15 protein-coding genes are annotated in these 23,249 nt (G+C 71.7%); 9 read left to right on the top strand and 6 right to left on the bottom strand.

Annotation, left to right across the window (positions count from 1 at the left end):
* Positions 1-188: 188 nt before the first annotated feature.
* Entirely contained in the window at positions 189-1,016 is an 828-nt protein-coding gene (locus tag ACWD02_RS18100; protein ID WP_451211225.1) for an enoyl-CoA hydratase family protein, read from the top strand.
* A gap of 1 nt (position 1,017) precedes the next feature.
* A complete protein-coding gene (locus tag ACWD02_RS18105) occupies positions 1,018-3,507 on the top strand; it encodes a bifunctional salicylyl-CoA 5-hydroxylase/oxidoreductase (RefSeq protein WP_451211228.1) in 2,490 nt (829 codons plus the stop codon).
* Here the strand turns inward: ACWD02_RS18105 and ACWD02_RS18110 are convergent.
* Complete coding sequence (locus ACWD02_RS18110) at positions 3,491-4,306, bottom strand: PaaX family transcriptional regulator (protein ID WP_451211231.1); 816 nt, start codon at positions 4,304-4,306, stop codon at positions 3,491-3,493. The genes ACWD02_RS18105 and ACWD02_RS18110 overlap by 17 nt on opposite strands.
* A gap of 4 nt (positions 4,307-4,310) precedes the next feature.
* Positions 4,311-5,951, bottom strand: a complete 1,641-nt coding sequence (locus ACWD02_RS18115) for an AMP-binding protein (RefSeq protein WP_451211234.1) — start codon at positions 5,949-5,951, stop codon at positions 4,311-4,313.
* 103 nt (positions 5,952-6,054) lie between these two features.
* On the opposite strand from ACWD02_RS18115, the gene ACWD02_RS18120 reads away from it, so the two are divergent.
* From ACWD02_RS18120 to ACWD02_RS18130, 3 genes are read left to right on the top strand one after another with little or no spacing between them, the layout of a single operon-like run.
* On the top strand, positions 6,055-7,320 hold the full coding sequence (locus tag ACWD02_RS18120; RefSeq protein ID WP_451211237.1) for an acyl-CoA dehydrogenase family protein: 1,266 nt from the start codon (positions 6,055-6,057) through the stop codon (positions 7,318-7,320).
* Entirely contained in the window at positions 7,317-7,715 is a 399-nt protein-coding gene (locus ACWD02_RS18125) for a RidA family protein (protein ID WP_451211240.1), read from the top strand. Before ACWD02_RS18120 ends, ACWD02_RS18125 begins: the two co-directional genes overlap by 4 nt.
* Positions 7,716-7,761: 46 nt before the next feature.
* On the top strand, positions 7,762-8,598 hold the full coding sequence (locus ACWD02_RS18130) for an alpha/beta fold hydrolase (RefSeq protein WP_451211243.1): 837 nt from the start codon (positions 7,762-7,764) through the stop codon (positions 8,596-8,598).
* 91 nt (positions 8,599-8,689) lie between these two features.
* Here the strand turns inward: ACWD02_RS18130 and ACWD02_RS18135 are convergent, their stop codons facing one another.
* The 3 genes from ACWD02_RS18135 to ACWD02_RS18145 form a co-directional block, all read right to left on the bottom strand.
* Entirely contained in the window at positions 8,690-10,078 is a 1,389-nt protein-coding gene (locus tag ACWD02_RS18135) for an FG-GAP repeat domain-containing protein (RefSeq protein WP_451211246.1), read from the bottom strand.
* Between the two features lie 93 nt (positions 10,079-10,171).
* Entirely contained in the window at positions 10,172-11,701 is a 1,530-nt protein-coding gene (locus ACWD02_RS18140) for a helix-turn-helix domain-containing protein (protein ID WP_451211249.1), read from the bottom strand.
* Positions 11,702-11,843: 142 nt separating this feature from the next.
* The gene (locus ACWD02_RS18145) at positions 11,844-13,718 is read right to left on the bottom strand and encodes an amidohydrolase (RefSeq protein ID WP_451211252.1); all 1,875 of its coding nucleotides are present in this window, start codon (positions 13,716-13,718) and stop codon (positions 11,844-11,846) included.
* A 175-nt stretch (positions 13,719-13,893) separates the two neighbouring features.
* Here ACWD02_RS18145 and ACWD02_RS18150 point away from each other — a divergent pair, with 175 nt between their 5' ends.
* Positions 13,894-14,901 (top strand): LacI family DNA-binding transcriptional regulator, encoded by a 1,008-nt coding sequence (locus ACWD02_RS18150; RefSeq protein ID WP_451211254.1) that lies wholly within the window; start codon positions 13,894-13,896, stop codon positions 14,899-14,901.
* Here the strand turns inward: ACWD02_RS18150 and ACWD02_RS18155 are convergent.
* Complete coding sequence (locus ACWD02_RS18155; RefSeq protein WP_451211256.1) at positions 14,883-15,992, bottom strand: alkene reductase; 1,110 nt, start codon at positions 15,990-15,992, stop codon at positions 14,883-14,885. The two genes, ACWD02_RS18150 and ACWD02_RS18155, sit on opposite strands and share 19 nt — an antisense overlap.
* Before the next feature lie 87 nt (positions 15,993-16,079).
* On the opposite strand from ACWD02_RS18155, the gene ACWD02_RS18160 reads away from it, so the two are divergent.
* The 3 genes from ACWD02_RS18160 (at position 16,080) to ACWD02_RS18170 (ending at position 23,196) form a co-directional block, all read left to right on the top strand.
* The gene (locus ACWD02_RS18160) at positions 16,080-16,997 is read left to right on the top strand and encodes a sigma-70 family RNA polymerase sigma factor (protein ID WP_451211259.1); all 918 of its coding nucleotides are present in this window, start codon (positions 16,080-16,082) and stop codon (positions 16,995-16,997) included.
* 157 nt (positions 16,998-17,154) lie between these two features.
* Positions 17,155-19,869 carry an aconitate hydratase AcnA gene (gene acnA / locus ACWD02_RS18165; protein ID WP_451211261.1) on the top strand — a complete coding sequence of 905 codons (2,715 nt, stop codon included), beginning with the start codon at positions 17,155-17,157 and terminating at the stop codon, positions 19,867-19,869.
* A gap of 129 nt (positions 19,870-19,998) precedes the next feature.
* Positions 19,999-23,196 (top strand): NACHT domain-containing protein, encoded by a 3,198-nt coding sequence (locus ACWD02_RS18170; protein ID WP_451211264.1) that lies wholly within the window; start codon positions 19,999-20,001, stop codon positions 23,194-23,196.
* Positions 23,197-23,249: the final 53 nt, after the last annotated feature.

The following is a 23,249-nucleotide window of genomic DNA, read 5'->3' on the forward strand; positions in this document are numbered from 1 at the left end:
TCCGGCCCTGGGGGGCTCTCTGTGAAAAGACGTGGATAGCGGGATTTAAGTTCCCCTCGGGGCCTGTGACGAACGTCGTGTATCGCGTGCTCGTGACGACAGTCACGGATGAGTGATAACTTCGAGAGACAGCGAGAACTTCAAGAGCTGGACCGCCGCCGCCCCTACCGAGGAGGCCGCACGTCGCCATGAGTCCCTTCACCGGCTCCGCCCCCCGCACCCCCGACTGGCAGCACCTGCGCTTCGAGGTGGACGACGGGGTCGCCACGGTCACCCTCGCCCGCCCCGACAAGCTGAACGCGCTCACCTTCGGGGCCTACGCCGACCTGCGCGATCTCCTGGCCGAGCTGTCCCGCGACAAGTCCGTACGCGCCCTGGTGCTCGGCGGCGAGGGGCGCGGCTTCTGCTCGGGCGGTGACGTCGACGAGATCATCGGCGCGACCCTCGGCATGGACACCGCGCAGCTGCTCGACTTCAACCGCATGACGGGACAGGTCGTCCGCGCCATCCGTGAGTGCCCCTTCCCGGTGGTCACCGCCGTGCACGGGGTCGCCGCGGGCGCGGGCGCCGTGCTCGCCCTCGCCTCGGACTTCCGGGTGGCGGACCCCTCGGCAAGGTTCTCCTTCCTCTTCACGCGGGTCGGCCTGTCGGGCGGCGACATGGGGGCGGCTTACCTCCTGCCCCGCGTCGTCGGACTCGGCCACGCCACCCGCATCCTGATGCTGGGCGACCCGGTGCGCGCTCCCGAGGCCGAACGGATCGGCCTGATCAGCGAGCTGACCGACGAGGGCAAGGCGGCCGGGGCCGCACAGTCCCTCGCGCGCCGCCTCGCCGACGGCCCCGCACTCGCGTACGCGCAGACCAAGGCGCTGCTCACCTCCGAACTCGACATGCCCCTCTCCGCCGCCGTAGAGCTGGACGCGGCGACCCAGGCCCTCCTGATGAACGGCGAGGACTACAAGGAATTCCACGCGGCGTTCAAGTACAAGCGCCCGCCGAAGTGGCAGGGGCGCTGAGATGGGCGAGACGCGAGGGAGCGGGCTGCCCGTGCGGGGCGAGGAGCCGCCGCCCGGCGAGCAGCGTGCGGCCGACGGGCGGCCCCCGTCCGGGGAGCGGCCCGTGCCCGTCGAGGCACCCGCTCCCGCCGCGCGGTCCGTGCACGGCGGGCCGGGCAGCTCCGCCGAGGCGGCCGGTGCCGTCCGGGTGCCCACGCCCACGCAGCCCGAGGCGCACCGCATCGCCGTCATCGGCGGCGGCCCCGGCGGGCTCTACGCCGCGGCCCTGCTCAAGCGCCTCGACCCGGAGCGTGAGATCACCGTCTGGGAGCGCAACGCCCCCGACGACACCTTCGGCTTCGGGGTCGTCCTCTCGGACGAGACGCTCGGCGGCATCGAGCACGCGGACCCCGTCGTCTATGCCGCGCTGCAGGCCGAGTTCGTGCGCTGGGACGACATCGACATCGTGCACCGGGGGAGCCGGCACACCTCCGGCGGGCACGGCTTCGCCGCGCTGGGGCGCCGCAGGCTGCTGGGCATCCTGCACGAGCGGTGCCGGGAGCTCGGCGTCGACCTGCGCTTCCGTGCCGAGGCGCCGCCCGCCGCCGAGCTCTCCGCCGCGTACGACCTGGTGATCGCGGCGGACGGCGTGCACAGCCTCACGCGCGAGGCGCACGCCGAAGCCTTCGGGCCGAGCGTCGAGACGCACCGCTGCCGCTACATCTGGCTCGCCGCCGACTTCGCCTTCGAGGCCTTCCGCTTCGAGATCGCCGAGACCGAGCACGGTGTGATGCAGCTGCACGGCTACCCGTTCTCCACTGCCGGGACGGGTGAGTCGACGGTCATCGTCGAGATGCGCGAAGAGGTGTGGGAGGCGGCCGGATTCGCGGAGCTCGACGAGCGCGAGTCGACCGAACGCTGCGCCAAGATCTTCGCCGACGCGCTCGACGGCCGGACTCTGCGCGGCAACAAGTCCGCCTGGATCAACTTCCGCACGGTCGTCAACAAGCGCTGGTCGCACGGCAATACGGTGCTGCTCGGCGACGCCGCCCACACCGCCCACTTCTCCATCGGCTCCGGCACCAAGCTCGCCGTCGAGGACGCGCTCGCGCTGGCCGCCTGCCTCCAGGAGCAGCCCGGCATCCCCGAGGCCCTCGCCGCGTACGAGACGGAGCGCCGTCCCGTCGTCGAGTCCACGCAGCGCGCGGCCCGCGCGAGCCTGGAGTGGTTCGAACGGCTCCCGGACTACCTCGGCCAGCCGCCGCGCCAGTTCGCGTTCAACCTGCTCACCCGAAGCCGCCGCGTCACCCACGACAACCTCCGGCTGCGGGACGCCCACTTCACCGAGTCCGTCGAGCGCGAGTTCGGCTGCCCGGACGGTACACCGCCGATGTTCACGCCCTTCCGGCTGCGCGACCTCACCCTGCGCAACCGCGTGGTCGTGTCCCCGATGGACATGTACTCGGCCGTGGACGGCGTCCCCGGCGACTTCCACCTCGTCCACCTGGGCGCGCGGGCGCTCGGCGGCGCGGGCCTGGTCATGACCGAGATGGTGTGCGTCAGCGAGAACGGCCGCATCACGCCGGGCTGCGCCGGGCTCTACACCGACGAACAGGCCGAGTCCTGGCGCCGGATCACCGACTTCGCGCACGCACAGGCGCCCGGCACCGCGATCGGCGTCCAGCTCGGACACTCGGGCCGCAAGGGCTCGACGAAGCTGATGTGGGAGGGCATCGACGAACCCCTCGACGCGGGCAACTGGCCGCTGGTCGCGCCATCGCCCCTCCCGTACAAGGCGAACAGCCAACGTCCCGACGAGCTGGACCGGGCCGGGCTCACCGCGATCCGCGAGCAGTTCACCGACGCGGCCCGGCGGGCCGAGCGCGGCGGTTTCGACCTCCTGGAACTGCACTGCGCGCACGGCTATCTGCTGTCCGGGTTCCTCTCGCCGCTGACCAACCGCAGGACGGACGAGTACGGCGGCTCCCTGCAGAACAGGCTGCGCTTCCCCCTCGAAGTCTTCGACGCCATCAGGGAGTTGTGGCCTGAAGGTAAACCCATGACGGTCCGCGTCTCGGCCACCGACTGGGCCGACGGCGGCACGACCGCGGAGGACGCCGCCGAGATCGCCCGCGCCTTCGCCGCGCACGGAGCCGACGCGATCGACGTCTCCACGGGCCAGGTCGTCTCCGACGAGCGCCCCGCGTACGGCCGTTCGTACCAGACCCCGTTCGCCGACCGCATCCGCAACGAAACCGGCGTCCCCGTCCTCACCGTCGGCGCCATCTCCTCCTGGGACGACGTCAACTCACTGATCCTGGCGGGCCGTACGGACCTGTGCGCGCTCGCACGCCCGCATCTGTACGACCCGCACTGGACCCTGCACGCGGCGGCCGAGCAGGGCTACGCGGGACCGGGCGTCAGCTGGCCCCTCCAGTACGGTGCGGGCAGTCGCCGCCCGCAGACAGGGCGTACGGACGCGCCCAAGCCGCGCCTCAAGCTGGGGAGTTGACGAACCCCGCTCCCGCGTCCCGCAGCCGTCCGTCGAGCGCCGTGAACACCTCGGCGGACCGGTCGCCGGGCCACCCGTCCGGCAGGAGTTCCCCCGGCAGGCCCGGGTCCGCGTACGGCAGCCGGCGCCAGGAGTCCAGGGCGAGGAGGTAGTCGCGGTACGCCTCCTCCGGCGGGGTGTCCGTGCGCCCCTGCCAGGCCCGGAGCACCGGCTCGTGCCGGTCGAGGAAGGCCTCGTGCTCCTTGGCGATGGAGGACAGGTCCCACCAGCGGGCCACTGCCTCCGCCGTCGCCGCGAAGCCCAGGTGCTCGCCCCGGAACAGGTCGACGTACGAGGCGAGTTGAAGGCGCTGCAGGGTGTGCCGGGTCTCCTCGTAGAGGTGCGCCGGGGCGATCCACACCCCCGGAGCGGCCGTTCCGAAGCCGAGACCGGCGAGACGCGAGCGCAGCACGTGCCGCTTCTGGCGCTCGGACTCCGGCACCGAGAAGACGGCCAGCACCCAGCCGGCGTCCTGCCGCGCGGCCGGAGGAGAGGCGTAGATGCGCCGGTCGCCGTCCTCCAGGAGCTGTCGCGCGTCCGGTGACAGGGCGTACCCCGCCGCGCCCGCGGCCGTCCGCGCCGGGAGAAGGAGCCCGCGCCGCTTGAGCCGGGACACGGACGAGCGCACGGACGGGGCGTCCACGCCGACCGGGGCGAGGAGCCTGACCAGCTCGGCGACGGGCACCGGGCCGGGGGCCGCGCGCCCGTAGGCGCCGTAGAAGGTGACGATCAGGGACCGTGGAGTGTGCTGCTCGGACACGTGATCACTCTACGGGCCCGGGCTCCCGCAGCCGGAACCGTTGCAGCTTGCCTGTCGCGGTGCGCGGCAGCGCGTCCAGGTAGACGATCTCGCGCGGGCACTTGTACGGAACGAGCTCGCCCTTCACGAACTCGCGCAGCCGGTCGGGATCCCGTTCGGTGCCCGCGCGCGGGACGACGTAGGCGACGACTCTCTGTCCGCGCAGCTCGTCGGGGAGCCCCACGACGGCGGTCTCCAGGACGTCGGGGTGGCGCATGAGCGCCTCCTCGACCTCCGGTCCCGCGATGTTGTACCCGGCCGAGATGATCATGTCGTCCGCGCGGGCCACATAGGTGAAATAGCCGTCGGCGTCGCGGACATAGGTGTCGCCGGTGACGTTCCAGCCGTGGCGTACGTACTGAAGCTGCCGCTCGTCGCCCAGATACCGGCAGCCGACAGGGCCGCGCACGGCGAGCAGGCCGGGCTCGCCGTCCGGCACCGGAGCACCCGAGTCGTCGACCACGCGCGCGTGCCAGCCCGGGACGGGGCGGCCCGTGGTGCCGGGGCGGATCGCCTCGTCGGCGGCGGAGATGAAGATGTGCAGGAGCTCCGTGGCGCCGATGCCGTTGATGATGCGATGCCCGGTGCGCTCGTGCCAGGCCCGCCAGGTGGCGGCGGGCAGGTTCTCGCCCGCGGAGACGCACCGCCGCAGGGTGGAGACGTCCGGGGCGTCCGGCTTGCCCAGCTCGTCGAGCATCGCCCGGTAGGCGGTCGGCGCCGTGAAGAGCACCGTCACGCCATGCTCGGCCACCGCGGGCAGCAGCTGCTTGGGCCCCGACTGTTCGAGCAGGAGCGAGGAGGCGCCGGCCCGCAGCGGGAAGATGACGAGGCCGCCGAGCCCGAAGGTGAACCCCAGCGGCGGGCTGCCCGCGAACACGTCGTCGGGGCCCGGCTTCAGGACGTGGCGCGCGAAGGTGTCGGCGATGGCCAGCACGTCACGGTGGAAGTGCATGCAGCCTTTGGGGCGGCCCGTGGTGCCGGACGTGAAGGCGATGAGGGCGACGTCGTCGGCGGAGGTGGCGACGGGGTCGTAGACCTCCGGCTGCCGGGCGGCGCGCGCCGTCAGGTCGTCGTCCGCGTCTCCGCCGAAGGTGGTGACCTTGAGCCCGGGAATCCCGGCCTTGATCAGGTCGTCCACGGCACGGGCGTCGCACAGGGCGTGGCGGACCTCGGCGATCTCACAGATCGTGGCCAGCTCGTGCGGACGCTGCTGGGCAAGGACGGTGACGGCGACCGCGCCCGCCTTCATCACCGCGAGCCAGCAGGCGGCGAGCCAGGGGGTCGTCGGGCCGCGCAGCAGGACGCGCTGGCCGGGCAGGACGTCGAGCTCGCCGGTCAGGACGTGCGCGATCCGGTCGACGTGGCGCCGCAGCTCGCCGTACGTCCACACGTCGCCGGAGCTCGCGCGAAACGCGGGCCGGTCGCCGCCGAACCGCTCCACCGTGCGGTCCAGGAGCTCGGCGCCGCAATTGAGGCGATCGGGGTAGTGCAGCTCGGGCCGGTCGTGGACGAACGCGGGCCACTGCTCCGGCGGCGGGAGATGATCCCGGGCGAAGGTGTCCACGTGAGCCGATGGGTGGAGTCGCAGTGCACTCTTGGCGTCCACAGCGGGTCGCCCCCTTGCCGTTCGGGCTTGTGGTGAGCTCGCGCAACGAGCGTATCGTGTTGGTGACGACAGTCAACGGTGCGCGATAGAGGAGGGGCCCGGCATGACGGCATTCTCGCTCAATCCGGAACAAACGGCCTGGTGTGCGGAGCTGCGCACCCTCGCGGACGAGCGGCTGCGCCCGCTGGCGGAGAAGGGCGAGCCGGGGCGAGTGAACCGCCCCCTGGTGGAGGCGCTGGGGGAACTGGGTCTGCTCGAACCCCTCTTCGCGGGCGAGGGGCCCGGCGCCGGTCCCGCCTCCCGCGCCCCGCACGTCGCTTCCGGCGCCCTGGGGCTCTGCCTGCTGCGCGAGTCCCTCGCCCACGCCTGCACGGAGGCCGAGACCGCCCTTGCCCTGCAAGGGCTCGGGGCGCACCCCGTGGCCGCGTTCGGCTCCGTGCGGCAGCGCGAACAGTGGCTCGCGCCGGCCCGCGCGGGGCGCGCCGTCGCCGCCTTCGCGCTCTCCGAACCGGGGGCGGGCTCGGACGCCGCCGCGCTCGCGCTGAGCGCCGCACCGGACGGCCCGTCCGCCTGGCGGCTCACCGGCGAGAAGTGCTGGATCTCGAACGCCCCCGAAGCCGACTTCTACACCGTCTTCGCCCGTACGACCCCCGGCGCCGGCGCCCGTGGTGTCACCGCCTTCCTCGTGCCGGCCGACCGGGCGGGCCTCACCGGCACGCCCCTGGACATGCTCTCCCCGCACCCGATCGGTGCACTCGCCTTCGACGGCGTGACCGTCACCGGCGAGGACGTGCTCGGCGAACCCGACCGCGGCTTCCGCGTCGCCATGACCACCCTCAACCGCTTCCGCCCCAGCGTCGGCGCCTTCGCGGTCGGCATGGCGGCGGCGGCCCTCGACGCCACCCTCGCGCACACCGCCGAACGGGACGCGTTCGGCGGCAAGTTGAAGGATCTCCAGGCGGTGGCCCACCAGGTCGCCGAGATGGCCACCCGGACCGAGGCGGCCCGCCTCATGGTGCACGCGGCAGCCGCCGCGTACGACCGCGGCGAACCGGACATCGCCCGACGCGCCGCGATGGCGAAGCTGCTGGCCACCGAGACGGCGCAGTACGTCGTGGACGCGGCGGTCCAACTGCACGGCGCGCGCGCCCTGCAGCGGGGGCACTTGCTGGAGCATCTCTACCGGGAGGTGCGGGCGCCTCGTATCTACGAAGGGGCGAGCGAGGTCCAACGGACCATCATCGCCAAGGAGTTGTACGCCGCGCAGGCGTCCGCCGCTCAGCCGCCCGCCGCTCAGTCGTCCGCCGCTCAGCCGTCCGACGCTCGGGCCGTGACCCGGGCCGCCACCCCTGAGGAGCCCACCGCATGAGCCTCGAACGCGTCAACCCCGCCGAACTCTCCCCGCCCACCGGCTTCTCGCACGCCGTCACGGTCACCGGTGGCCGTCTCGTCTTCCTGGCGGGCCAGACCGCGCTCGACGGCGACGGCAAGGTCACCGGCACCAACCTGCCCGAGCAGTTCGAGCGTGCGCTGACCAACCTCCTCACCGCCCTGCGCCACGCGGGCGGCACCCCGGCCGACCTCGCCCGCGTCACCGTCTACGCCACGGACGTCGCGGACTACCGCGAGCAGGCCCCTCAACTCGGCCGCATCTGGCGGCGGTTGGCGGGCCGCGACTACCCCGCCATGGCGGTGATCGGCGCGGTCCGGCTCTGGGACGAGCAGTGCCTCGTGGAGCTGGACGGGGTGGCGGTCGTCGACTGATCCGCATAGCGTCGGGCCGACGATCACGTGAGGAAACGGGGCGGCCATGGCACGGATCGAACTCACCGCGGGGCCGGTCGAATACGAGGACACGGGCGGGACAGGTACGCCGATCGTGCTCCTGCACGGCCTCGTGCAGGACGGCAGCGTATGGCGCCACGTCGTCGACGAGCTGGGCGAGGAGTTCCGCTGCCTGGTGCCGACCCTCCCGTACGGCAGCCATCGGTCGGCGCTGAAGCCGGGCGCCGAGCTGACTCCGGTGACGATGGCCCGGCTGATCGGTGAGTTCGCCGACGCGTTGGAACTGGGCGACGACGCGGTGTTCGTCGAGAACGACGCGGGGCGGCTTCAGCAACTGGCGGCCGAACGGCCCGAGCGTGTCGGCCGCATGGTCATCGCGGGCTGCGAGGCCTTCGACAACTACCCGCCCCGTGCCGGCGGCAAGATGATGGACGCCGCCGCGCGTGTCCCCGGCGGCATCGCACTCCTCGTCCGCATCCTGTCCGTGCGGGCCCTGCGGCGGGTCCCCGGGACGGGGTTCGCGGTCATGGCGCACCGCCCCGTTCCGCACGACCTGACGGACCGCTGGCTGGAGCCGCTGCGCACCGACCCCGCGGCCCGCCGGGTCCTGGTCCGCTATCTGCGCTCGGCGCGCAGGGCGGAGATGCGGGAGGCGGCGGAGGCTCTGCGCGGGTACGACAGGCCCGCGCTGATCGTCTGGGGCAGGCAGGACAAGATGATGCCCCCGGAACACGGCCGCAGGTTCGCCGAACTGCTGCCCAAGAGCCGGCTTGTGGAGCTGGACGACTGCCGCACCTTGATCCCGCTCGACCGCCCCGAGGGCCTGGCTGCGGCGATCCGGGACTTCGTGACAAGTACGTGAGCGCCCCGCCGGGCGTCGCGGGTGATGCGTCCGCGGGCCCGGTGAGGGCTGGTCGCGCAGTTCCCCGCGCCCCTTGAGGGGCGGGGGACTCTCAGTTGCGGCCCTTGAAGGATGTTGTGGTGAAGGCTGTTTTGTCGCGGGGGGTCGTGCCGTCGGTGAGCCACCAGTGCGTGGGTTTCTCGCCGTACACGCCGAAGGCCGCGCCCGCGCCCCAGTACAGGATCAGCTCCTCCTTGCCGTCGCCGTCGAAGTCGGCGGCGGCGTACGGGCGGGCGTGCCCTCCCCGTGCCGGGGTCTTCTTGCCGTTCGTGCGGGCCGGCCCCTTCCGGAGCACCTCGGTGCGGCCCTTCTCGCCTTCCATCAGCAGCGCGCCCTTGTCCGTGGCGACGAGGATGCCGTCCCTGCCGTCCCCGTCCGGGTCCGCGGACGTGTAATCGCCGGGCCCGTAGTACGAGTTGCCGCTCTTCGGGATCTTGTGCGTGATCGGGGCGCCGCCCTTGCCGGGGTAGACCGCGAGCGAGGCGACCGTCTCCGGGTCCTCTCCTGTGTCCGGTTCGTTGTTGCGGCTTCCGTTGTCGCCGATGGCCAGATCCCGGGCGCCGTCACCGTCGTAGTCACCGAACGCCACCGCGTTGCCCTTGCGCAGCTTGACCGCGGTGCGGGAGAGGCCGCTCCCGGCGCCCGCCGGGTAGAGGACACCGCCCGTCTGCTCGCCGTCGTCACCCTCGTGCACGAGAAGACCGGTCGCGCGCGGCTTTCCCGAAGGGGCGATGTCATCCGCGGCCAGCCAACTGCCCCCGCCGGGCCGGGTGTCGGTGCGGGCCGGGGCCCCGGAGCGGGTGAAGGGGCCGTACAGCAGGACCACGGATCCGTCCTGGCGGAGCGCGGCGATGTCGTGGTGGCCGTCACCGTCGAAGTCGCCCCGCTCGGGGCCGGTCAGATCCACGCCCGGACCGCCTGCCGGTATCCGGATCCGGGTCGGCTCGGCACCGGGCTTCGGCCCGCTCGGGCGGCCCCAGTCCACGACCGGCCGCTGCCGGTCCGTGTAGAAGCCGTCCTGGGACTCCTCCTCGGGCACCTTCTCGGTGATCACGGTGACGAAGTCGGGATAGCCGTCGCCGTCCAGATCGGCGGTGGTGACGGTGCCCGGGGCGTAGTCGTACACCGCGTGGGTCGAGGGGTCGAGCCCTTTCGCGGAGCCGAAGACGACGCCGGTCCGCCCGTCCTTGTTCTCGTCGCGGGAGGGCACGGCGACGAGCAGATCGCGGTGCCCGTCCCCGTTGATGTCGTCCGGGTCCTTGGAGCCCTTGCCGCCGGAGGGCGGCGGGCCGCCCGCGGAGGGAGTGGACACCGGATTGCCGTCCCGCGACGGCGGCTTGTCCGCCGGCCCCGGCCCGTCACCGCATCCCGCCGCGAAGAGGCCGAGAGCGGCACACAGCACGAGGGCGCGTACGCCGGGGACAACGGTGCGATCTTCCATGCACCCACCCCAACACCGCGCCCTCGCAAGCCTCCAGTGACGACCGGCGATCGTTGCCCAGTCGTAGCGGGAGAGGCCGCCACCCGGACCGCGCTAGATGTCCCGGAACGTCTCGATCTGCGCGCCCACGGAGTTGAGCCGCTCGGCCAGCTCCTCATAGCCACGGTTGATCACGTACACGTTGCGCAGGACGGACGTGCCCTCGGCGGCCATCATCGCGAGCAGCACGACCACGGCGGGCCGCAGCGCAGGCGGGCACATCATCTCGGCGGCGCGCCAGCGGGTCGGCCCCTCCACCAGCACCCGGTGCGGGTCCAGGAGTTGGAGGCGTCCGCCCAGGCGGTTCAGGTCGGTGAGATAGATCGCGCGGTTGTCGTAGACCCAGTCGTGGATCAGCGTCTTGCCCTGCGCCGCCGCCGCGATGGCCGCGAAGAAGGGGACGTTGTCGATGTTGAGGCCGGGGAACGGCATCGGGTGGATCTTGTCGATCGGCGCCTCCAGCTTGGAGGGCCGGACGGTGAGGTCGATCAGACGCGTACGGCCGTTGTCGGCGAAGTACTCCGCCGTGCGGTCGTGGTCGAGCCCCATCTCCTCCAGGACCGCGAGCTCGATCTCCAGGAACTCGATCGGGACACGCTTCACGGTCAGTTCGGACTCCGTGACGACCGCCGCGGCGAGCAGGCTCATCGCCTCGACCGGGTCCTCGGAGGGGGAGTAGTCCACGTCGACGTCGATGTTCGGTACGCCGTGCACCGTGAGGGTCGTCGTGCCGATGCCCTCGACCTTGACGCCGAGCGCCTCCAGGAAGAAGCACAGGTCCTGGACCATGTAGTTCGACGAGGCGTTGCGGATGACGGTCGTGCAGTCGCTGCGCGCCGCGGCGAGCAGGGCGTTCTCGGTCACGGTGTCGCCGCGCTCGGTCAGCACGATCGGACGGTCCGGTACGACGTCACGCGCGACCTCCGCGTGGTAGAGCCCCTCGGTCGCGGCGATGTCGAGACCGAAGCGGCGCAGCGCGATCATGTGCGGCTCGATCGTGCGGGTGCCGAGGTCGCAACCGCCCGCGTACGGCAGCTTGAAGCGGTCCATGCGGTGCAGCAGCGGACCCAGGAACATGATGATCGAGCGGGTCCGGATCGCGGCCTCCGCGTCGATCGCCTCCATGTCGAGCTTGGCCGGCGGCACGATCTCCAGGTCGACCCCGTCGTTGATCCAGCGGGTGCGCACGCCGATCGAACCGAGGACCTCCAGGAGGCGGTAGACCTCCTCGATGCGCGCCACGCGGCGCAGCACCGTGCGTCCCTTGTTGAGCAGGGAGGCGCAGAGCAGCGCCACGCAGGCGTTCTTGCTCGTCTTGACGTCGATGGAGCCGGAGAGCCGACGATTGCCGACCACTCGCAGATGCATGGGACCCGCGTACCCGAGCGAGACGATTTCACTGTCGAGAGCCTCGCCGATTCGGGCGATCATCTCAAGACTGATGTTCTGGTTGCCGCGCTCGATGCGGTTCACGGCGCTCTGACTTGTGCTGAGCGCGTCGGCGAGCTGCGACTGTGTCCAGCCCCGGTGCTGACGGGCGTCGCGGATGAGCTTGCCGATACGTACGAGGTAATCGTCTGCCATGTTCCGCAGGTTATCTCAGATATGAGATGACGCACGCGCTGGGGTAGGCCATCCGGGAAACGACCGATTCCGTACGGGAAACTGCCGATTCGGTACGGAAGTTCCCGTACGTCGTTCGCGTACGCCACCTGCCCGTGTCCGGTCAGCCGCATCCGCACGATGCGTGCCGCCCACCGTGCACCGCGGCCTGCGCCGTGAGCCGGGGTCCGGCCGCCGCGCGCGTCACCCGGGCGGCGGCTGCGCGCCCGGCCGACGACTCGGCGTCATGCACCACTGTGCCTGCGGTCAACGTCAGACGCACTTCGGAGGAGCTGATGTCAGCCACCGGACACCGCGTCACATCGCGGTCGAGCAGCACCAGATCGGCCGACTTTCCCGTTTCCACCGACCCCGTCAGGTGGTCCATACGGAGCTGTCGCGCCGTGCCGAGGGTGTGCATGAGCAGGGCGGACGAGCGGCTGAGACCCTCCTCCTCGCGGTACAGGACACCCTCGCCCTCGGCCCCGAAACGGTCGACGGCGGTACGCACCTGGTTCCACACCTGGAGCGGATCGACGGGCCAGTCCGAGCCACCGGCGAGCCGCGCCCCGTGCCGCTCCAGGCTGCGCGCCGGGTACTGCCAACGGTGCCGCCCGGCTCCGATGTAGGGCAGCAGGGCGTCCATGGTCCAGGTGTTGCGGGTGGCCCACTGGAGCTGCATGCAGGGGATGACGCCGAGGCGGGCGAAGCGGGGCAGGTCGGCGGGGTCGACGAGTTGGAGGTGGGCGGTGGTGTTGCGCAGGCCGCGCGCCCCGGTCGTGCGCAGGGCGTACGCGTACCCGTCGAGGGAGGTACGGACGGCGCGGTCGCCGATGGCGTGCGCGTGCATCTGCCAGCCGGCCTCGTTGAAGGCAGCGGTGAGCCGGCCGTAGTCCGCCGCCGACACGTACAGGTCTCCGCGGTTGTCGGTCGGCCTGCCGTCCTTGTCGAGATAGGGCTTCAGGAGCGCCGCGGTCTGCGCCGGGTACTCGATGACCCCGTCGAGGAAGACCTTGACGGTGCCGAAGCGAAGTCCCCGTACGTCACCGAAGTCGCGCCGCAACCCGCGCGCGAAATCCAGGGCCGCCGTCGGGTCCTTGGCCAGGTCCGAGTCGATCCGCAGCGCGGGCACGACGCGCTGCGGCAGGGCGCCGCGTTCGGCGAGCGCCTGATAGACGCTCAGCTCGCCCTTGCCGACGACCGCTTCCATGAAGGTGGTGATCCCCGACGCGGCGGCCTCGGCGAAGATCTTGGCTGCGGCGGCCACGAGCTGCTCGCGGTCCGGTTCGGGGATGTGCCGGGTCACCAGGGGCTGCGCGTCGTCCTTGAGCACGCCGCTCGGCTTGCCGTCCGGGCCCTTGACGATCTTGCCGCCGGCCGGGTCCGGTGTGGTGGCGGTGATCCCCGCGATGTCCAGGCCGCGCCGGTTGACCCAGAGGTTGTGCCCGTCGCCGCCGATCAGGGCCACGGGGCGCCGGGTCGGCAGGGCGTCGAGCATCGAGTGGTGGGGCGCGGTGCCGTGCGGCAGCAGGCCCACCGGGTTCCAGTCCTCCACCACGAGCCACCCGTCGGGCTCCTGGTCGTTCGTGTCCTTCAGGAACCCGGTGAGCGTCTTGCGCAACTCCTCGACGGTCTGTTCGGCCCCCGCCAGCGACGGCTTCAGCGAACGGTCGGCGGCGCCCATCGGGTGGGCGTGCCCGTCGTGGATGCCGGTCATGAGGGTGCCGCCGCGCCCGTCGACGACTTCGGTGTCCCGCCCGATGAACCGTTTGAGGGCGGCGTCGCGCCCGACGGCGAGTATCTTCCCGTCCCGGCCGACGGCGACGGCCTGCGCGGGAGCGTGCCCCCGGGTGCCGCTGAACACACGGGAGTTGTGCACGACAAGCGCGGCGGACCGGCGGGGCGAGGCGGCGGCTTCGGGTACCCCGGTGAGGGCGACGACGCCGGTGGCCCCGGCGGCGGTGAGGAGAGTGCGGCGTGGGAGGTGCGCGGACGGCATGAGGGCTCCTCGGGGTGATCAGGTGGCTGGGCGGGATGGATCAGCCAAGACGCGGCGGCGCGGACGCACCGTCGACCCGCACCCGGGACACTTCGCGAGTAACGCGTTAACCAAAAGCCGCCCCCCACAACGGATTCCGTGGAGACACTGCCCCCCGGCACAGGGAATCCGTAGGATGACGGCCGTGCCAGGGCCCACCCTCACCGACATAGCCCGCGCAGCGGAGGTATCGACCGCGACGGTCTCGCACGCCCTGAACGGCACGGGCCGCCTCGGCGCCGCCACCCGCCGCAGGGTCAGGGAAACCGCCACGGCCCTCGGCTACGGCACCCGCCGCACCGACCCGCGCACACGGACGCTCGGCATCGCCGTGACCACGTTCGCGACCGCCTGGAACTACACGGAAGTCGCCTACTTCTCGCGCGCCGTCACCGCGGCCACCTCCGCGGCCCACGCACGCGGCTACGCCCTCACCACGCTGCCCGCCGACCGGGCCGCCGACGACACGTGGCACAGCCTCGCCGTCGACGGCATGCTGATCATGGACAGCCCGCGTGGCGACCCGATGGTGCACGCGCTGCGCGCCCGCGGCATCCCGCTCGTCTTCGACGGCGCCCCCGGCGACCCGCGCCCCGGCGACCACTGGGTCGACAACGACCACGAGGCCACCACCCGCGAGGTCCTCGACCACCTCGCCGCGTCCGGCGCCCGCCGCGTCGCCCTGCAGTCCGGCCACGGCGACGAGCACTACGCGCACGCGGTGACGGAGGCGTACGCCGCATGGTGCGCGGAGCGCGGCGCCGACCCGCTGGTCGTGCCCTTCGACGTGACGGACGGCCAGGGGCGCTCGTTCGACGCGCTGTTGCGGGGCCCGGACCGCGCCGACGCCGTCTACGCGGCGTACGACCCGGGCGGCCGTCAGCTCCTGGCCGCCGCGGCCCGCATCGGCCTGCGGGTCCCGGACGAACTGCGCGTGGTGTGCGCGAGCGAGGACCCCGGGTACGCGGCGACGCTCCCGCCCGTGACCACGGTGACCCTCGACCCGGAGCGGACGGCGCGCGCCGCGGTCGGCCTCCTCGTCGACCTGATCGAGGGCGGCGGTGACGCGGCGCCCGGCCCCGTCGTCGTACCGGCGGCCCTCCTGGTGCGTGACTCCTCGCGCGCTCAGCCCGCGGCCGGATAGTCGGCGTACCCCCGCGCGCCCCCCTGGTAGTACGTGGCGGGGTCACCGGCGGCCAGTTCGCGGCCCAGGGCGAACCGGCTCACCAGGTCGGGGTTGGCGACGAAGTGGGTGGCGAAGGACACGGCGTCCGCGCCGCCCGCGCCGACGAGGGCTTTCGCGGAGTGCTCGTCGAAGCCGTTGTTGGCGATCAGCGGCCCGTCGAACCGCTTGCGGTAGCGCGCGAACGCCTCGGGGTCGGGGGTCCCCCCGGCCGCCGGGAGGTCGGGGCCGCGCAGGTGGAGGTAGGCCAGCGGCCGGTCGTTCAGCTCCGTCACCCACGCGTCGAAGTCACCGAGCAGCTCCTCGTCCACGACGAAGCGCTCGGTCGCCGCCATGTACGGCGAGAGCCGCACGCCCACCCGCCGCCCCTCCCACTCGGAGGCGACCGCGTCGACGACGTCGAGCAGCAGCCGCCCCCGCCCCGCGCGGTCACCGCCGTAGGCGTCGGTGCGGTGATTGAGGCGCGGGTTGAGGAACTGGGCGAAGAGGAAAGCGCCGAGGGCGCCGATCTCGACCCCGTCGAACCCGGCACGCCGCGCGTTGGCCGCCGCCGCGCGGAATTCCTCCACGGTCGCCTCGATGTCGCCCGTGGTCATCGCGCGCGGCGTGAGCGTCTCCTTGAACCCGCCGGAGGTGAAGGTCCTCGCGCGGGGGTCGATCGCCGAAGGCCCCGCGGGCAGTTCGCCGCCGAGGTGGTCGGGGTGCGAGGCGGCCCCGGTGTGCCAGAGCTGCTGCACGATGCGGCCGCCGAGGGCGTGGACCACGTCGGTGACCCGGCGCCATCCGGCGACCTGGGCCTCGCTGTAGATGCCGGGGACGTTGACGAACCCGACGGCCCGTTCGCTGACCCAGGTCCCCTCGGTGACGATGAGCCCGGCGCCGGCCCGCTGCCCGTAGTAGGCGGCGTGCAGGGCGGTGGGGACGAGGCCCGGGTTGTCGGCGCGGGCCCGGGTGAGCGGGGCCATCACCACGCGGTTGGGCAGCCGGAGCTCGCCCAGGTCCATGCCGTGCAGGAGGGGCTGGGCGAGGGTGGTGGGCAGGGTGGCGGTCATGGCGGTTCTCCTTCGTGGCGTTACTGTCACGGCGGCTCTGGCGCCGGGGACACGAAGGTGACGGCGTACGACGGGGAAAGGTGACCGATGGACGGGCAGGAGATCCTCGCGGACCGCTTCGAGGCGCACCGCGGCCATCTGCGCGGGCTCGCCTACCGCATGCTCGGCTCGCTCAGCGACGCCGACGACGCCGTGCAGGAGGCCTGGCTGCGGCTGAGCCGCACCGCTGCCGACGCCGACGCCGCCGAGATCGAGAACCTCACCGGCTGGCTCCGTACGGTCGTCTCCCGCGTCTGCCTGGACATGCTCAGGTCGGCCGCCGCACGCCACGAGCAACCGGCGGGCGAGCACCTGCCCGACCGCGTCCCGGAGTCCGGCGACGGCGGGGACCCGGAGGAGGAGGTGCTCCTCGCCGACTCGGTGGGCCGCGCGCTGCTCGTGGTCCTCGACACACTGGGGCCCGCCGAACGGGTCGCCTTCGTGCTGCACGACCTGTTCGCCGTGCCGTTCACGCAGATCGCGCCGATCGTGGAGCGCACCCCGGTCGCCGCCAAGAAGCTCGCGAGCCGCGCGCGCCGCAAGGTGCAGGCCCCGCCCGAGGCCCTTGCCGCCCCCGGGCTCGCGGGGGACCGGCGGGTCGTCGAGGCCTTCCTCGCGGCGGCACGCAGCGGAGACCTGGAAGAGCTGCTCACCGTCCTGGCCCCCGACGTGGTGCGCACCGCCGACCTCACCGCGGTGCTCCGCGGCGCACGGGCCGTGGCGGAGGAGACCGTGTTCCTGCGGCGCAACGCCCGCTTCGCGGAGCCCGCGCTCGTGGACGGCTCGGTGGGCCTGGTCGTGGCCCCGCACGGACGACTGGTCCTCGCCCTGCTGATCAGGGTCGACGACGAGCGGATCGCCGCGTACGAGGTGGTCACGGATCCGGTGCGGCTGCGTGCGCTGGAGTTCTCCGTGCTCCCTTCGGCATGCGGGCAGGCGGGCGCGCCTCGTCGTACGCGCGGGTGATGTACTAGAGTTATCTCGACATCGAGATATCTGCCGAGGCGCACCAGAAGCCGCCACTCGGTAAGGGTTACCTAACTAAGCCTTACCTTAGCGGATCGACGAGGAGTCGTGGCGGCAGGATGTGACGGAAACGCGCACATATATGAAGGAGACTGTCGTGTCGGCGAACAGCTTCGACGCCCGCAGCACGCTGCGCGTGGGCGACGAGTCGTACGAGATCTTCAAGCTGGACAAGGTCGAGGGCGCCGAGCGGCTGCCCTACAGCCTGAAGGTCCTCCTTGAGAACCTGCTCCGCACCGAGGACGGCGCGAACATCACCGCCGACCACATCCGTGCGATCGGCGGCTGGGACTCCCAGGCCCAGCCCTCGCAGGAGATCCAGTTCACGCCGGCCCGCGTGATCATGCAGGACTTCACCGGCGTGCCGTGCGTCGTCGACCTCGCCACCATGCGTGAGGCCGTCAAGGAGCTCGGCGGCGACGCGGACAAGGTCAACCCGCTCTCCCCGGCCGAGCTGGTCATCGACCACTCCGTCATCGCCGACAAGTTCGGCACGGCGGACGCCTTCGGCCAGAACGTCGAGCTGGAGTACGGCCGCAACAAGGAGCGCTACCAGTTCCTGCGCTGGGGCCAGACCGCCTTCGACGACTTCAAGGTCGTCCCCCCGGGCACCGGCATCGTCCACCAGGTCAACATCGAGAAGCTGGCCCGTACGGTCATGGTCCGCAACGGCCAGGCCTACCCCGACACCCTGGTCGGCACCGACTCGCACACCACGATGGTCAACGGCCTCGGCGTGCTTGGCTGGGGCGTCGGCGGCATCGAGGCCGAGGCCGCGATGCTGGGCCAGCCGGTCTCCATGCTCATCCCGCGCGTCGTCGGCTTCAAGCTGACCGGTGAGCTGCCCGCCGGCACCACCGCCACCGACCTCGTCCTCACGATCACCGAGATGCTGCGCAAGCACGGCGTCGTCGGCAAGTTCGTCGAGTTCTACGGCGAGGGTGTGGCGGCCACGAGCCTCGCCAACCGCGCCACCATCGGCAACATGTCGCCGGAGTTCGGCTCCACCGCCGCGATCTTCCCGATCGACGACGAGACGCTGAAGTACCTGCGCCTGACCGGCCGTGACGAGCAGCAGGTCGCGCTCGTCGAGGCGTACGCCAAGGAGCAGGGCCTCTGGCTCGACCCGGCCGCCGAGCCCGACTTCTCCGAGAAGCTGGAGCTCGACCTCTCCACGGTCGTCCCGTCGATCGCCGGTCCGAAGCGCCCGCAGGACCGCATCGTCCTCGCCAACGCCGCGCAGCAGTTCGCGCAGGACGTGCGCAACTACGTCAACGACGACGAGGAGGCCGGCAAGGAGTCCTTCCCGGCGTCCGACGCCCCGGCCAGCTCCAACGGCATCCCGACGAAGCCGACCACCGTCACCGCCCCCGACGGCTCGACGTACGAGATCGACCACGGCGCCGTCACCGTCGCCGCGATCACCTCCTGCACCAACACCTCGAACCCGTACGTGATGGTCGCCGCCGCGCTCGTCGCGAAGAAGGCCGTCGAGAAGGGCCTGACCCGCAAGCCGTGGGTCAAGACCACCCTCGCCCCGGGCTCCAAGGTCGTCACCGACTACTTCGACAAGGCGGGGCTCACCCCCTACCTCGACAAGGTCGGCTTCAACCTCGTCGGCTACGGCTGCACCACCTGCATCGGCAACTCGGGCCCGCTGCCCGAGGAGGTCTCCAAGGCGGTCAACGACGCCGACCTGGCCGTGACGTCCGTCCTCTCCGGCAACCGGAACTTCGAGGGCCGCATCAACCCCGACGTCAAGATGAACTACCTGGCGTCCCCGCCGCTGGTCGTCGCGTACGCCATCGCCGGTTCGATGAAGGTGGACATCACCCGGGACGCGCTCGGCGCGGACCAGGACGGCAACCCCGTCTACCTGAAGGACATCTGGCCCTCCGAGGCCGAGGTGAACGACGTCGTCGCCAACTCCATCGGCGAGGACATGTTCAACAAGTCCTACCAGGACGTCTTCGCGGGCGACGCCCAGTGGCAGGCCCTGTCGATCCCGACCGGCAACACCTTCGAGTGGGACCCGCAGTCGACCTACGTCCGCAAGCCCCCTTACTTCGAGGGCATGACGATGGAGACCACCCCGGTCTCCGACATCGAGGGCGCCCGCGTCCTGGCCAAGCTGGGCGACTCGGTCACCACCGACCACATCTCCCCGGCCGGTGCGATCAAGGCCGACACCCCGGCCGGCAAGTACCTCACGGAGCACGGCGTCGAGCGTCGCGACTTCAACTCCTACGGCTCCCGCCGAGGCAACCACGAGGTCATGATCCGCGGCACGTTCGCCAACATCCGCCTGCGCAACCAGATCGCGCCGGGCACCGAGGGCGGCTTCACGCGTGACTTCACGAAGGAGGACGGCCCCGTCTCCTTCATCTACGACGCCTCGCAGAACTACCAGGCGGCCGGCACCCCGCTCGCGATCCTCGCGGGCAAGGAGTACGGCTCCGGTTCGTCCCGTGACTGGGCCGCCAAGGGCACCGCGCTCCTCGGCGTCAAGGCCGTCATCGCCGAGTCGTACGAGCGCATCCACCGCTCGAACCTCATCGGCATGGGCGTCCTGCCGCTCCAGTTCCCGGAGGGCCAGTCCGCCGAGACCCTCGGCCTCACCGGCGAGGAGTCCTTCTCCTTCACCGGCGTGACCGAGCTGAACGAGGGCCGCACGCCGCGCACCGTCAAGGTCACCACCGACACGGGCGTGGAGTTCGACGCGGTCGTCCGCATCGACACCCCCGGCGAGGCGGACTACTACCGCAACGGCGGCATCATGCAGTACGTGCTGCGCTCGCTGATCCGGAAGTAGACACCGGCGCAAGTAAGCATTGCCGAAGGGCAGTTGGGCCCGCATCCCCCTCACCGGGGGGTGCGGGCCCTACCCTTTGTAGGGCAAGAGCGCGCGGCGGCGACGGGGGATTCTGTGGACGCTGGAGCAGTGGGCATCAAAGTCGCGTCCTCGGTCGTGGTGCCGTTACTGAAACGGCTGCTGCTGCCGCCGCCCAAGGCGCCGGGAGCCGAGTACACCGAACGGCCCGTACGCATCAAGGGGTTGCTGTCCTTCGCCGGGGACCACCCCTCGCTCAGCAAGGACGACATGCACCGGCTCGCCCAAGAGCTCGTGCGCCGCGCGGTGCGGTCGGCGGTGCCGCACGAGCGGCCGATCGCGGACGACGAGCACGACGCCGTCGGCCAGGCCCTGACCCGTACGCTCTTCGCCCTCGGCGAGCTCGACATGGACGACGTCGGAGTCTTCAAGCTCGGGCCCGAAGGTCTTGCCGCCGAGCTGTCCCGCGAGGCCGGGCCCGAGACACGCAGGCTGCTCACCCGCGACGCGGCGCTCTTCCACGACGTGCTCCTGCGCACGGCCTGCGTGCACCTCGTGCGCTTCTTCACCCAGCGGCCCGGATTCGCGGCCCGCGCGCAGCTCGAGGAGTTCCAGGAACTGCAGCGGCAGAGCGATCAGTTGGAGGTCATCCTGCGCCGCGTCTCGGGCGACGACTGGACGACGGCGGACGCGCGCTTCGAGGAGAAATACTCCGACTACGTCATCAAGGAGCACGGCAGCCTCACCCTCTACGGAGTCGACCTGCGCAAGACCGACCGCAAGGTGTGGCCCCTGGAGAGCGCCTACCTGAGCCTGCGCGCGGTCGCGACGGCCGCCGCGGACGACGAACCCGACCTGGACACCGAGGGAAGGGCGGCGGTGCTTGAGGAGAGCGTCGAGTCCGTCCTCGTCGGGCACCGCCGCGTACTCCTTCAGGGGGTCGCGGGCACGGGCAAGACGACGCTCGTCCAGTGGCTGGCCCTGACCACCGCGCGGCAGGACACGGTGCCGGGGCATCTGCCGCAGCTCCTCGGCCGCGTTCCGTTCGTCCTGCCGCTGCGCACCCTGGTCCGCGAAGGCACCGAACTGCCCCTGCCCGAAGACTTCCTGCGCCGGACGGGCTGCCCGCTCGTGGGCACCGAACCCGACGGCTGGACGGCGCGCGTGCTGCAGAACGGCCGCGGGCTGCTGCTCATCGACGGCCTCGACGAGATCCCCAAGGCCGACCGCGCGCGCACCCGGGAGTGGCTGCGCCGGCTCCTGTCCGCGTTCTCCGGCAACCTGTGGCTCGCCACCACCCGCCCCTCCGCGCTCGCCCCCGGCTGGCTGGAGCGCGAGGGCTTCCACGAGTTCACCCTGAACGCGCTGCGCCCCGACGACCTGCGGCGCTTCATCCAGCGGTGGCACACGGCGACAGCGGCGCGCAAAGGGAAGGACGACGAACTGATCCAGTCCTTGCGCACCAGGCCGGAACTGAGCAGGCTCGCCACCAACCCGCTCATGTGCAGCCTGATGTGTGCCCTGCACGAGGAACGTCACGGCTTCCTGCCCGAGGGGCGGGCCGCCCTCTACAAGGCCGCCCTGTCCATGCTGCTCGAACGGCGAGACAAGGAGCGCGGCGTACGGCCCAAGATCAGCGAGACGGACGCCACCCTCAGCGAAGAGGCCGCCTCCGAACCCCTCAAGCGCTTCGCGTACTGGCTGATCCGCAACGAACGCACCCAGATCGAGCGCCCGGACGCCGTGGACCTGGTCCGCAGGCTCCAGCCCCAGGTGCCGAGCCTCCAGAAGATGGGAGCACCCGAGGACGCCCTGCAGTACCTCATCGAGCGCACCGGCGTACTCCGTGAACCCGCTTCGGGAGCCGTCGACTTCATCCACCGCACCTTTCAGGATTATCTCGGGGCCAAAGCGGTGCTCGAAGAGCGGGACTTCGGCATCCTGGTGAAGAACGCCCATGCGGACGAGTGGGAGGACGTGGTGCAGATGGCCGTCGCGCAGAGCGATCACAAGGGACGTGCCGATCTGCTCATCCGGCTCAGCGATCGCGCCAACCGCGAGAAGGACTCGACGGTCCAGGCCAGGCTGCGGCTGCTCGCCCTCGCGTCGCTCGAACAGGCCACCCGGCTCGACCCCGACGTGCGGCGGACCATCGAGACCGAGGCGGCGCGCATGGTCCCGCCGCGCAGCCTGCGCCAGGCCAGGGTCCTCGCGCGCACGGGGCCGCTGCTGCTCGGCCTGCTGCCCAGGGCGCGGGACCTGGACGGCGACGAGGAACTCGCGACCGTCCACGCGATCTGCCAGATCGGCGGGGACGCCGCCATCCCGCGCCTGCGGGAGTTCCTCGGCACCCGCCAGCCCGTGGTGCGGGCCCAACTCCTCGGCCACTGGGACCGGTTCGAGACCAGGGTGTACGCCGACGAGATCCTCCGACCGCTCCTCACCGCGGACCCCTCGCAGCCCGTCACCGTGCGCTCGGGCGCCGAGCTCGACGCCCTCGCGACGCTGCCCGGCTGCGAACGCGTCGGCATCCACGGCGACTTCACCCCCGAGGCCGTACGCGCGGCGCTGGACCCGCGGCGCCTTCGCGAGCTCCGGCTGCGTGGCGCGCTCCAACTGCAGGACCTCGGTCTGCTCGCGGACTTCCCCGCGCTGGAGAGCCTCACCCTGCGGGGCTGCCGCAACATCAGGGAGCCCGCGCCGCTCACCCGGCTGCCCCAGCTGCACACCCTCGTCCTCGAGGACCTCCCGCAGTTCGAGCCACTGGCCAAGCTCGCCGAATGCCCGCGCCTCACCGCCCTGCACCTGGGGCTGCAGGTGCCCTGGCGTGGGCTCGACGATCTGTCCCACCTCAATGACCTGCGCGTCCTCGCGCTGCCGATGGGCACGGTCGAGCTGACGGGCATCGAGAACTTCCGGGCACTGGAGGAACTGCGCCTGCACGAGGCTGGCGAACGCCTGCTGCCGGACGGGTGGGGCGCCCTGCTCGGCCGCCTGCCCGAACTGCGCACGCTGACCCTCTCCCCGGAGCAGCTGAGCACGCTGCTCTTCGATCCCAAGGCGCAGGTCTCGCAGGTCACGCATCTCTACGTGTACGCCAAACCGGGTGCGCCCGTGTCGTTGCGGCGCATCGCCCGGAGGCTGCCGGGACTTGTCGAAATACATCTCACCCAGGGCTCCGACATCGATCTCTCGCACCTGGCAGGACTGTCCGGGCTGCGGCGGGTCAGGCTCGCGTACCCGGGTGAGGTAAGGGCGGCGGTAAATCTACCGGACCGGGTCGATCTGGAGATTTACCCGCAACCCTGAACCGAAGGGGGGTAAGTTCCACTGTTCCGAGGGGAGTTGGAGCAACAGTCAGC

It is taken from the genome of Streptomyces sp. NPDC002853, assembly GCF_053591915.1.

Coding starts and splice junctions, on each gene's coding strand:
- ACWD02_RS18100 (WP_451211225.1), top strand. CDS start 189: ATGAGTCCCTTCACCGGCTCCGCCCCCCGCACCCCCGACTGGCAGCAC.
- ACWD02_RS18105 (WP_451211228.1), top strand. CDS start 1,018: ATGGGCGAGACGCGAGGGAGCGGGCTGCCCGTGCGGGGCGAGGAGCCG.
- ACWD02_RS18120 (WP_451211237.1), top strand. CDS start 6,055: ATGACGGCATTCTCGCTCAATCCGGAACAAACGGCCTGGTGTGCGGAG.
- ACWD02_RS18125 (WP_451211240.1), top strand. CDS start 7,317: ATGAGCCTCGAACGCGTCAACCCCGCCGAACTCTCCCCGCCCACCGGC.
- ACWD02_RS18130 (WP_451211243.1), top strand. CDS start 7,762: ATGGCACGGATCGAACTCACCGCGGGGCCGGTCGAATACGAGGACACG.
- ACWD02_RS18135 (WP_451211246.1), bottom strand. CDS start 10,078: ATGGAAGATCGCACCGTTGTCCCCGGCGTACGCGCCCTCGTGCTGTGT.
- ACWD02_RS18140 (WP_451211249.1), bottom strand. CDS start 11,701: ATGGCAGACGATTACCTCGTACGTATCGGCAAGCTCATCCGCGACGCC.
- ACWD02_RS18145 (WP_451211252.1), bottom strand. CDS start 13,718: ATGCCGTCCGCGCACCTCCCACGCCGCACTCTCCTCACCGCCGCCGGG.
- ACWD02_RS18150 (WP_451211254.1), top strand. CDS start 13,894: ATGACGGCCGTGCCAGGGCCCACCCTCACCGACATAGCCCGCGCAGCG.
- ACWD02_RS18155 (WP_451211256.1), bottom strand. CDS start 15,992: ATGACCGCCACCCTGCCCACCACCCTCGCCCAGCCCCTCCTGCACGGC.
- ACWD02_RS18160 (WP_451211259.1), top strand. CDS start 16,080: ATGGACGGGCAGGAGATCCTCGCGGACCGCTTCGAGGCGCACCGCGGC.